This is a genomic window from Ensifer sp. LC384 (assembly GCF_001695865.1).
GTDB lineage: Bacteria > Pseudomonadota > Alphaproteobacteria > Rhizobiales > Rhizobiaceae > Ensifer.
Genome location: NZ_MBST01000063.1, coordinates 1 through 4572, shown reverse-complemented (window position 1 = coordinate 4572; position 4572 = coordinate 1). Strand labels below are relative to the sequence as shown.

Annotated in this window: 5 protein-coding genes and 1 pseudogene; 4 read left to right on the top strand and 2 right to left on the bottom strand. The window is 56.8% G+C overall.

Features of this window, described 5'->3' with window-relative positions; genetic code table 11:
* A pseudogene (locus BC363_RS33990) lies at positions 1 to 101 on the top strand (IS5/IS1182 family transposase); the annotation flags it as partial.
* Positions 102 to 177: 76 nt separating this feature from the next.
* Here BC363_RS33990 and BC363_RS29215 read toward each other — a convergent pair.
* Positions 178 to 480, bottom strand: a complete 303-nt coding sequence (locus BC363_RS29215; RefSeq protein WP_065787068.1) for a hypothetical protein — start codon at positions 478 to 480, stop codon at positions 178 to 180.
* 651 nt (positions 481 to 1131) lie between these two features.
* Between BC363_RS29215 and BC363_RS29205 the strand changes: the two genes are divergently transcribed.
* Positions 1132 to 1428, top strand: coding sequence for a hypothetical protein (locus BC363_RS29205; protein ID WP_244512858.1), 297 nt, complete (start codon positions 1132 to 1134; stop codon positions 1426 to 1428).
* A 132-nt stretch (positions 1429 to 1560) separates the two neighbouring features.
* Here BC363_RS29205 and BC363_RS29200 read toward each other — a convergent pair.
* Positions 1561 to 2321, bottom strand: a protein-coding gene (locus BC363_RS29200) for an IS5 family transposase (protein ID WP_141690475.1) whose coding sequence is annotated in 2 segments (ribosomal slippage) — positions 1561 to 1994 and positions 1994 to 2321 — 762 coding nt in all. Because the reading frame shifts where the segments join, the coding sequence is not laid out codon by codon here.
* Positions 2322 to 2930: 609 nt separating this feature from the next.
* Here BC363_RS29200 and BC363_RS29195 point away from each other — a divergent pair.
* Both BC363_RS29195 and BC363_RS29190 read left to right on the top strand, forming a co-directional pair.
* Complete coding sequence (locus BC363_RS29195) at positions 2931 to 3368, top strand: helix-turn-helix domain-containing protein (protein ID WP_065787360.1); 438 nt, start codon at positions 2931 to 2933, stop codon at positions 3366 to 3368.
* A gap of 42 nt (positions 3369 to 3410) precedes the next feature.
* Positions 3411 to 4364 (top strand): tyrosine-type recombinase/integrase, encoded by a 954-nt coding sequence (locus BC363_RS29190; protein ID WP_244519972.1) that lies wholly within the window; start codon positions 3411 to 3413, stop codon positions 4362 to 4364.
* Positions 4365 to 4572: the final 208 nt, after the last annotated feature.

The following is a 4572-nucleotide window of genomic DNA, read 5'->3' as shown; positions in this document are numbered from 1 at the left end:
GACTCAAGCAGTTCCGAAGGGTCGCTACTCGCTTCGAAAAAACCGCCGAAAACTACCTCGCAGTCGTCACTATCGCAGCAATCGTTCTATGGATCAGATAACTGTCCACACTTCCTAGGGGATCTCACTCTGGCTGGTTTGTAAGGAGAATGAATTGTAGGACATTGGTGCGTTGGTTCACTCGGCGTGTTCCCGTGGGTGATCGAAGTGGCTAAGCTCCTGCTCCTCGTGAGTGATGGTTTCGACGATCACATTGCGGACGCCAATCTTTTCGTTTCGGCTTCCAGCTTCTGCGATCGCTTTGAACAGCTCTCCATCATCTCGAAACGATGCTTGGCGATCGGCATCCTTGGTCCAGCACCACCGAGCGTGATGATAGTCATGCGTGAGGTACCAAGTGACCTTACCCGTTAGGGGGAAATAGGAGCGAGCACGATAGGTTGTGGCTTTGGGCTGGCAGCGGTTGTTGATGGCGTTCATGGTGCTACCCCCTAGCGCCTAACTCTGGGCTTCCACATGAAGCCTCTTCGAATGGCATCCTCAAGGTTGAGTACTTGGAGCGTATCGTCCGCTAACTCAGCGGACAGTCCTACGGCAAGCTGATGGTCGTCGACCGTAGCTGGCCTCCCGGTGAACACGTCGAACACCGTTGAAGTCCCATCCAGTTCACGCCTTAGGTCATATCGCTTCGTGATCACAGTCATGCCTCCCTTTGAAATGCTTCTTTCGGCGTCTGAGCAGATCATCTCCTCCAATGATCAAGAAAGAGGCAGCTTAGGGGACAGCCGACACGTTCGCAGCAACAATCCGCCAGCCAGATTGTAGGGGGAATGCGCAAGTTTCTTGCTGCGGGCGCGAAATGTTCCGGTGCGTTCCTAGATGGTTCACAACCAAACCCCTGATTTCTGCAGGTTATTTCAGCCATTTGACTAGCCGATGTCCTCGATATGTTCTTGTGGTAAATTTATTGTTAGGAATATTGAATGGACACAATGCGTTGTAAGTGATGCATCGCTGTTAAATTGTGGCGAGTCGCGCAATGCGCGAATGGCTCACAATCCACCGCATGGCCCACCGATGCACATTTTTCGGCGCATGATGCCCAACACCGGCCCCACCGGTTAGTCGAATATGTTTGCCGTCTCGATTAAAGTTCCTGGATCGCAACGGGAAGACAAGAAAATGTCCTTGGTTCAGAACGGCAGAGCCCGCTTAGCGCTGGCCTTGCCTCGTCATAGAGGGCACCTGCGTTCTGTCAAAAGCCACGAGTTGGATGACCTTTTCGAAAGCTACGCGTTAGCCGCCAAGAAGCTCGATGACCTCCGAAGGGAGGTTCCTCGACAGGAAGAGCTGATCCTCGAATATCAGAGTTTGTGCCTCGATATGCAGGCTGACGTGGTGGCGCTGCTCGAACGGCCTAATCGGTGAAGTGGGTTAGATCCACCTGTCATGGGTGCGAGTTTTGTGGGATTTTTGCATATGCAATCATGAATTGAATTATTATTTGCTTACAATTCAATAAATTGCACGCAAACTGTCTAGGCTGTAGTGACGATTTAATCATTTGAGCCAGAGCATGATGGCTGCGAGCTTGACGAAGCCGAGGAAGTTGGCCGCGAGTTTGTCGTAGCGGGTTGCGATGCGTCGCCACTGCTTGAGCTTGGCGAAGAAGCCCTCAACTCGCCAGCGGTTGCGATAGGCGATCTTGTCGTATGAATGCTGGTATTTTCGGTGACGGCGCGTCGGGATGACCGGCTCGCCGCCCTGATCGAGGATGACGTCATGGAGCCGGTCGGCATCATAGGCGCGATCGGCGATGACTTGGCCGGTCGCCAGCCCTTCGACCAGACCACAGGCGGGCGCCATGTCGTTCTGCTGGCCCGGTCCGAGTTCGAAGCGGACCGGCAGGCCAAGCGCGTCTACGACGGCATGCAACTTGCTGCCGAAGCCGCCACGCGAACGGCCGAGAGCCTGGGCTTGAGGTCCCCCCTTTTGCGCCGCGCGCCGGCGGCCTGGGCGTTCGCGCGGATCACGGTCGCGTCGATCATCAGCCATTCCAGGTCGGGATCGCCGGCAACCGCTTCGAACAGGCGATCGAACACCGCCAACTCAATCCAGCGATAGTAGCGACGTTTGGCCGTTTGATACGGTCCGAACCGCTCCGGCAGATCGCGCCAGCGCGCCCCCGAGCGAGCCACCCACAACAGCGCATCGAAGAAGCGCCGACCGTCGCTGCGCGGCCCGCGCTTGCCCTTGCGCCCGCCCGGAACGAACGGCTTCACCTTTTCCCACTGATCGTCGCGCAAAATCTCACCGTTCAAAGCTGACCTCCAAAAGCCAGCTTTGAATCTGATTTGCACCAAGAAGGGAATCGCCGAGCCGTTAAATTGTCACCACAGCCTAGTGTCTAGGTTCGTCTAGCCATTCCTGTACGTGTGGGTTTGGGTTTTGTTTCATGGGTATTTCCCGAAAACGGCTGGACAGGTCTAGACACTAGACATGGCGACCACGGGCCGATCCCCACCCCGGCCCCGACGATGGCCGGTGGTGCAATTTTCCGGCCCGTCCGGCCCATTGTTCACGCGCCGTCGTCACCACGAAACGCCCGCCTCGCCTCCAAGATCAATCGAGCCAGGTGCAGCCGCATCCACTTGCTCTCGGGTCCACTCTCGCACAATCAAAACGCTTCCTTTTTCATTGCTATTTGGAAACCGAATGACCTTTCCAGAACTTACCATCCCAGCTCGCTCTATGGCGTATCTCAAGCTCTGACTGTTCGTAAATGCAGATTCCAGGAATTAACCGGACGGGGTTCCGATCAATATCCGGACAGCATTCCGATCAATCACCGGACGGTTTTTCCGTCGTGACGATGCCCTTGGGTCAGCAACCTTGGCATGAATCTCCTCAGTATCCACGAGGGGAATTTCATGCCGTCAAAGAGAAGGCTGACCATGCGACACATACGACAGATGCTTCGGCTCTCTGCCGGCGGGACAAGCGTACGCGAGATTGCGGTGGTGCTCGGGATCGCTCGAAGCACGGTGCAAGATAACCTGGATCGGGCAAAGGCCGCCGGGTTGAACTGGCCATTGCCAGGAGAACTGACAGACGATGCGCTCGAGCATCGGCTTTTCATCCGCGCCGGCGTCAAACAGGGCCAGCGGCGACGTCACGAGCCAAACTGGGCGGAGCTTTCCATTGAGCTGAAGAAGCCCGGCGTGACACTGCTGATCCTGTGGGAGGAGTATCGCAGCGTCCATCCCGATGGTTATGGTTACAGTCGTTATGTTGCGGCCAAATTTATGTTGCGGAAACGCGTTCTTGCTCGGGCGCTTGGCCGTCGTGGGGTTCTTGACGCAACATAACTCAATGGCTGGGTAGCAAGCCTTTTCCAATGGAGGTTTGCTATGGATCAGACGACAGATGCCGGCCACTCGGCGGGCCACTACCATGATGACGCGCCGTTTGCCGAAGAGCGGAACCGTTACCTTCGCCACTGTGCGGAACGCGGTGCCACCCCCGCTTCTCTCAAAATCAAGCGCAACGAGCTGTTGTGGATTGCCACGCGTCTCGGCCCGGATGATTCTTCAGAGGGCATCGACATCGAGGCCCTTCGACAGATTGCGATTGAGAGGCAACAAGCGCACGGAGCGCTCACCGCGGCGCGAAGAGTGGTCGATATCGGGCGACCTTGGCTTCGATTTCTCGGTTGGTGGCGTGAACCGAGTGCCTGGTTCGAGTATCAGAGCCAACTCGATGAGTATGTGAGATGGATGCGCGATGAGCGTGACTTCACACCGTCGACGTTCGAGCAATGGACCCGTGTGATCGGCAGGTTCCTGCGCTGGTGCGATCAGACGAACCGGCAACTCAGGGATCTTGAGGCCGGCGACATCGACGCTTATTTTGTTACCCAGGCAACGGGACGATGGTCCCGCGTGTCGGTCGCCAACACTGCTTCGGCTCTGCGGGTATTTCTGCGCTACGCTGGAAAGCGGGGATTGTGCGCAGACAGCCTGGCCGGATCGATCTGTCGTCCCCGGCTTTACCGACAGGAGTCGCTGCCGTACGCCCCGAACTGGTCAGACGTGCAGCGCATGTTGGCCGATGCTGAGACCGACAAGCCGCGGGACATCCGCGACCGTGCAATCCTGCTGCTGCTTGCGGTATATGGAATGCGCAGCGGGGGAGTAGTGGCATTGCGTCTCGATCAGATCGACTGGGCCGGTCGGACCCTCAGGCTTTTCCGTCTGAAGCGCCGCCAGCCGCAGATCTATCCACTCGTTTCGTCTGTTGCTGAGGCGCTCGCCCGCTACATTGACACAGTACGGCCGTCGTCCGCAAATTCCTGGACTATCTAGAACGTGATCGCCGATGCAGCGAAGCAACCCGTAACCAACGGCCTGCGACCATTCATTCATTGGCACGCTACACGGCGTCGTAATACCACCGAGCAATGACGCCGACTCGTGATGGGATTCCCAAATCAGAGAAATTCTGACTCATTGTGCCAAACGGAGGTTTGGCATGACGAAGGCGATATCGTTGCGGGCAGATTACGACGGAACG